At 63.9% G+C, this 5852-nt stretch carries 8 protein-coding genes; 6 read left to right on the top strand and 2 right to left on the bottom strand.

What is annotated here, in order from left to right; genetic code table 11:
- Positions 1–812 (bottom strand): ABC transporter substrate-binding protein (locus tag VZ95_RS13730; protein ID WP_045776354.1); only part of this gene is annotated, 812 nt, incomplete at its 3' end.
- 55 nt (positions 813–867) lie between these two features.
- Positions 868–1848, bottom strand: coding sequence for an ABC transporter ATP-binding protein (locus VZ95_RS13725; protein ID WP_045776353.1), 981 nt, complete (start codon positions 1846–1848; stop codon positions 868–870).
- Between the two features lie 285 nt (positions 1849–2133).
- Here VZ95_RS13725 and VZ95_RS29330 point away from each other — a divergent pair, with 285 nt between their 5' ends.
- From VZ95_RS29330 to VZ95_RS13700, 6 genes are all read left to right on the top strand, one after another.
- Positions 2134–2445, top strand: a complete 312-nt coding sequence (locus VZ95_RS29330) for a GntR family transcriptional regulator (protein WP_198148298.1) — start codon at positions 2134–2136, stop codon at positions 2443–2445.
- The gene (locus VZ95_RS13720; protein WP_198148299.1) at positions 2358–2861 is read left to right on the top strand and encodes an FCD domain-containing protein; all 504 of its coding nucleotides are present in this window, start codon (positions 2358–2360) and stop codon (positions 2859–2861) included. The genes VZ95_RS29330 and VZ95_RS13720 overlap by 88 nt, the downstream gene beginning before the upstream one ends.
- A gap of 115 nt (positions 2862–2976) precedes the next feature.
- Positions 2977–4425 (top strand): chemotaxis protein CheW, encoded by a 1449-nt coding sequence (locus VZ95_RS13715; RefSeq protein ID WP_045776352.1) that lies wholly within the window; start codon positions 2977–2979, stop codon positions 4423–4425.
- Between the two features lie 70 nt (positions 4426–4495).
- On the top strand, positions 4496–4855 hold the full coding sequence (locus VZ95_RS13710; RefSeq protein ID WP_156995298.1) for a response regulator: 360 nt from the start codon (positions 4496–4498) through the stop codon (positions 4853–4855).
- A complete protein-coding gene (locus VZ95_RS13705) occupies positions 4852–5655 on the top strand; it encodes an Hpt domain-containing protein (RefSeq protein WP_045776350.1) in 804 nt (267 codons plus the stop codon). The genes VZ95_RS13710 and VZ95_RS13705 overlap by 4 nt, the downstream gene beginning before the upstream one ends.
- The coding region (locus VZ95_RS13700; protein ID WP_198148297.1) for a hypothetical protein at positions 5633–5852 on the top strand (220 nt) is incomplete at its 3' end. The genes VZ95_RS13705 and VZ95_RS13700, both read left to right, overlap by 23 nt.

The following is a 5852-nucleotide window of genomic DNA, read 5'->3' as shown; positions in this document are numbered from 1 at the left end:
CTTTCGTTGAAATCCTTCCAGAAGGCGCGGAACTGGCCGTTCTTTTTGGCTTCGGTCAGGATTTTCATGGTCAGGTCGATCTCGGCGCGGGTCATATTGCCCTTGTCGGCGTATTTATGCAGCCCCGCCGCTTCCACCACCATCGCCGCATCCATGATGCCGATGGAGGGGATGTTGAGGATCGAGGCCTTGCCCTTGAACTCCGGGTTCAGCAGTTCCGACCAGGAGGTGATCGGGCGCTTAATCAGGTCCGGGCGAATGCCGAGCGTATCGGCATTATAGACCGTCGGAATCAGGGTGACGAAATCGGTCGGGCTCTTGGCAAAATTCTTCGAATTCTTGCCTTCGAGGTAGAGCACTTTCCACGGGGCCGTGCCCTGGCCGCCGATTTTTTTGCCGTTGGGCAATTCGCCCTTGGTGAAAACCGGGGTGATATTGTTGAATTCCTTAATCCGGCGCGCTTCCAGCGGCAAAATATTGCCCGAGGGCACCAGTTTTTTTTTCAGGCTGAAATATTCGGTATCGAGCACGTCGAAGGAGTTCGGCTGCGTAATCACGCGCTTGGTCACATCGTCGGTGGTCGCGGTAATATATTCGATTTTAATGCCGGTATCGGCAAAACAGCGTTTGGAGATATCGTCGCCCGCATTCACTGCCGTACCGAGGTAGCGCAGAACCTTGGGTTCCGCCGCATGCACATAGGGGGCACCGATGAGGGTTCCCGATCCGGCCGCGACGCCAACAAGGCTCGCCGCCCCTTTGAGAACCGTGCGGCGGCTAAGGCCCGTCGGCTTCTGCGTCTGATCCGTCATGATACTCTCCTGATAGAAGGCCGACGCAGGGCGCGGCGGCGTGGGGGGCGAAAAACTAAACGAGGTGGTGGGCTGCGGCCGCGTCCCAGGTGATCGAAACAATCGCGCCGGGCTGGAACGGGTTCAGATCGTAGGCGGCTTCCGGCACCAGCGCGATGAGTTCGGTGCCGTCTTCGGCGGTAAGGCTGGCGTGGATCCACGCGCCTTGATATTCCACCTCGGTCACGCGGGCGGGGCGACCGGGGCCGCCCATCGGGGCGACGATCACATGGTCGGTGCGCACGGCAATCAGCCCGTCGAGCGATTTCAGCACATTGTGCCCGCCCATGAAGCGCGCGACGAATTCGGTGCGCGGCGCGTTGAAGACCGCGCGGGGGCTACCTTGCTGTTCGATCTTGCCGCCGTTCATCACCACCACGAGATCGGCCAGCGCCATCGCCTCTTCCTGCCCGTGAGTGACGTGGATAAAGCTAATGCCGAGTTCGCGCTGAAGCCGTTTCAGTTCGGCGCGCATGCGCACGCGCAGGAACGGGTCGAGCGCCGACAGCGGCTCGTCGAGGAGCAGAATCTGCGGCTCGGTAATCAGCGCGCGGGCGAGCGCCACGCGCTGCTGCTGCCCGCCGGAAAGTTGCGCCGGAAGCCGGGCGGCATAGGGCACCATCGCCACCAGATCGAGCAAGCGCATCGCTTTTTCATGGCGGATGGATTTTTCGATCCCGCGCATCTTGAGCGCAAAGGCAACATTATCGAGCACCGAGAGATGCGGGAATAGCGCGTAGGATTGAAACATCATCGCCGTGCCGCGCTGCGCTGGCGGCAGATCGGTGACATTGGCATTCCCCAGAATGAGGTCGCCGGAACTGATCGTCTCGTGCCCCGCGATCATGCGCAGGGTCGAGGATTTGCCACAGCCCGAGGGGCCGAGCAGACAGCAGTAGGTGCCCGCCGGAATCTTCAGATCGACCGCATCGACCGCAACCGTCGTCCCATAGCGTTTGGTCACGGCCACAAGTTCGAGCGGGGCGGGATCGGCCATCGGTACCTTGCCTCTCGGTCGGCGGAGGGACAGGGACGCCCGCAAGATGCGCGCCCTCTGCATACCAGCCTGTATCGCAAAGCTTGTGCCAACCATTGACCCATCGGTTTCCGGGCCGTTTTCCATGGTTCCCACCCCTAGCAGCGTGGGTCGTTGCTGAACTTTGGGGCATTCGCACACAAAACAATCAACGATCGTATACAAAAATTTGCTGGTAGCGTGAACAAGCGCCGGGCGGTAAAGAAAACGGCTGCTTTTCGGCAAAATGCAATTGAAGGACGATAGATGAGCGGGCTGGTAGATCCCTCCTTCGACTCGAAACCGGGCAGGGCCGCGCGCGGCGGGCGCTCGGTCGATCGGGCACAGGCGATTCATCAGGGCGTCGTCACCGCGATTCTGGAACACCGCCTGCTGCCCGGCACGAAGCTGGGCGAAGATGATCTAGGCCAAATCTATGGTGTCAGCCGCACCATCGTGCGGGCGGCCCTTCAGTCTTTGGCGCGCGAGGTATCGTCGTCATCGAAAAGAATCGCGGCGCGTTCATCGCCCGCCCCACCCCCAAAGACGCCCGCGAAGTCTTTGAGGCGCGCACGCTGATCGAACCCGTCATCGCCCGCCTGGCTGCCGCGCGCCGAGCCGCTTTCGGGGCCGAACTTGCCGCCCATCTCGCCGCCGAACGCGCCGCGCTGGAGCGGGGCGACCAGCGCGCCGCCATTCGGCTTTCGGGGGAATTTCACCTGCTCGTGGCCGCCAAAGCCGATCACCGGCTCTATGAAGGCCTTCTGCGCGAACTCGTCGCCCGCTCCTCGCTGATTATTCTTCTCTACCAAAGCCCGCGCGCGCGCGTTTGCGGCACCGACCATCACGAGGCCATCGCCGCTGCCATCGAAGCCGGCGACGGCGACCGCGCCGCCGATCTGATGGTGCATCATCTCGACGAGTTGGAAGACGGGTTGGACCTCATCGCCGAGCCACTTTCGCCCGCCCCCTTGTCCGATATTCTTGGGACATAATTTAACCCCCGGTCGCAGGCACATCTTTTACGGGCATTCAATGAAAACCATTGATGTTTAAGGGTTACGCCCCGATACTCACTCCCTATCGAACAAGCGGGAAGGGTTGCGAGCGATGGCGGCACAGCCCGAGAACGGCGCGGTGGAACGCAAAAGTCTGGTCGCCGTTCAGGGCTTCGTTCGCTACCTCTCCGTTGCTGTGGTGGGCCAGCGTTTCGCCATCCCGCTCGACCGGGTGATCGGCGTTACCGAAAGCACCTTCGTTACCCCCCTTCCCTTCAGTCCGCCGCCGTTTGAAGGGCTGGTTCTGGCAATGGGCCAGGTCGTCCCCCAAATCGGCCTCGCCGCTATTCTCGGTCTGCAATCGAGCGAAGCGGGCGTTATCGTGTTGATTTCCGATCTCGGCGGCAGCGTCGGCCTGCGGGTCGATCAGGTTCACGCCATGCTCCAGGTGGACCCGGAGCAGATCAACTTCGCAACGCCCGAGGCGCGCGCCACCGCCCCGATGATCCTCGGTCAGTTCGGCGAGGGGCCAGCGCGCACGTCCGTGCTGAACCTCGACCATCTGACGACCGACACCAGCCTGATGAGCTTCGCCGAAAGCGGCGCGGTGCTGCTGGCAACGGAAAGTGGGGCAGCCGCGCTCGACGATGACGAGGCCAGCCCCGACCAAACTCAACCCTATTTGATGCTGGAAGTCGGCGACGAGGTTTATGCGATCAAGATCGATCACCTCGTCGAACTGCTGGAACTCTCCACCCTACGCCCTGCCCCGCACGCGCCCGCGTGGATTGCCGGGCTGCTCAACCGGCGCGGCGAGCCGCTGCTGGGCCTCTCGCTCGCCGCGCTGCTGGGCCGCCCAGAAGGCAAACCCGGCAGGTTGGGGGTCGTGGTCGGACTGGATGGGGGCGAGGTGGCGCTCATTGCCGATCACAGCCTGGGGATTGATCGTTACGCGGCCGATCAGGTGCATGCGCTGCGCGAGCCGGTCGCCGGAATCGCGAGCTATCTGGTGAAATCCGACGCAACCATCGTCGGTATTCTCGATACGGAAACGCTGCTGCGCCCGATCCGCGACGAGGTGGCTTTGTGGGTGCCGCGCGCGACCGCCGCCCCGGCCCCGCTGGCCGCCCCGGTCAAGCCGATGGAATTCCATCAGTATCTCACGTTGCGCATTGGCCGCGAGTTCCTGGCCGTGCCGCTCGACCGCATTCAGCGTCTGGAAGCGTCGATCGAAGTAACGCCGATCCCCGATCGCGGCACCGGCTTTCATGGGCTCGCCGACGTGGGCGACGCCGTGGTGCCGGTCATCGATCTGCGGCAGATCCTCAGCGGCGGGGGCGAGCCGATCCTGCTGGAGCCGAACCCGCCCTGCCTGCTGGCGATGGTTGAAGGCGGCATTGCCGGGGTGATCGTCCACCAAGTCTTGCGCATCGAAACCGTGCCGGAAAGCCATATTAGCCCGGCGGAAGACGCCCATAATCTGCCGATTTCACAAATTCTTCACATCCAGGATCGCCTAATGAGCGTGGTTTCGCTCGACCGGCTCCTGCCGCCCCTGTAACCCTCTGGCATTGCGTTAGAAAAGGATGTCCGTGAACCCGAGGCTCGTTCTCATAGGCTTTGAGCCCGTCTTGCACGCCCTCCTGTTGGACCGGCTCCAGGGGGAGTTTGAGCTTCTCGCCTCGGCAACCTCGGTGGATGCGGCGCTTGCGGCGGCGCGCGGCGCGGCGGCGACAGACCGCATCCTGATCGATACCGATAGCCTGCCGCAGGATCCGGCGACCGTGATCGCCAAACTCGCCTTGCTCGGTCCCGCCCCCATCCTCGCCCTCAGCAGCGCCGCCGCGCCGGGGAGCGCTACGGCAAGTGCGCTGCTTCGGGCGGGGGCTACCGCTCTGGTCGCAAAACCCGCCGGGCCGCTGCCGTTGATCTGGGAGGGGGAGGACGGCGCACCGCTCGTTCAGACGCTGCGGGAGGCGCTAACCCGATGAACGCCAATAATTCCGATCTGGTCGAACAATTCGCCGTTGAAACCCAGCAGCATCTCGACGAGATCGAACCCATTCTGTTTCTGCCGGAGGGCGAGCTGCCCGATAAGGCGGCGATTGCCGCACTGTTCCGGGGCTTCCACTCGATCAAAGGCCTTGCCCGCGTGCTCGGCCTGCGCGGTCTCGAAGCCCTAGCCCATCACGCCGAAAGCCTGCTGGCGGAAGTGCGCAGCGAGCGCCAAGCCTTCACGCCCGCGATCCGCGATCTGCTGGCCGAAAGCCTGGACGGGATCCGCCTCCTGCGCGAGCATGGCATCGTCAGCGGTCTGGACGAGCCCGCGCCGCAAGCGTTGCTGCACGCCCTCGACGCGGCCCTGCACCCTGGCGCAAAAAGCGCGGACCTGCACACGGGCGTCCCCGAGGTGCCCGAAGGCGCGCTGCATGCCGACACGGAAACCCTACGCTATTTCGCCGAAATGCTGGCGGATTGCCTGCCGGGTTTGGCGGTCTTGGCGGGCGCGAGCGGCGGGGGCGATCAGGCCTTGAGCGACCTCGATATGCTGCTGGTCGCAACCGAAAAAGTGGCATTCCACGGTCTCGAAACCCGGTTGCGGGCGCTCACCCCCGCCGTCGATGCCGCCAATCTCGAACCTTTTTGCCGCCGTTATTGCCGATGCGCGCCGCTTCGGGCAGATCATCGAGCAGACCACGGGGGCGGACGCCGCATTGGCCGCCATCGCTCAGCCCTTGCGCCGGACCCGCGCCGAAATCGCGACGGCCTTGGACCAAGCTTTGACGGTTGATCCGGTCGCGGCCCGCGCCCTGGCAGCGCGGCTCCAGACAATCGCGGCGACGGGGCTGAACGACGGCGATATCGCGCTCTACGCCGCGCAAAGCCTCGCGACGCCCGCCGCCCATGCTGCCGTGCGCGCGGCCCTCGCGACCTTGGCCGCCGATATCGGCGGCGACCAGCCCGGTAGCGACGATCTTCTCGCTCTCG

The organism is Elstera litoralis (assembly GCF_000963705.1).
Lineage (GTDB): Bacteria > Pseudomonadota > Alphaproteobacteria > Elsterales > Elsteraceae > Elstera > Elstera litoralis.
Note: the sequence above shows the minus strand (reverse complement) of the source record. Positions and strands in the feature narration are given on the sequence as shown.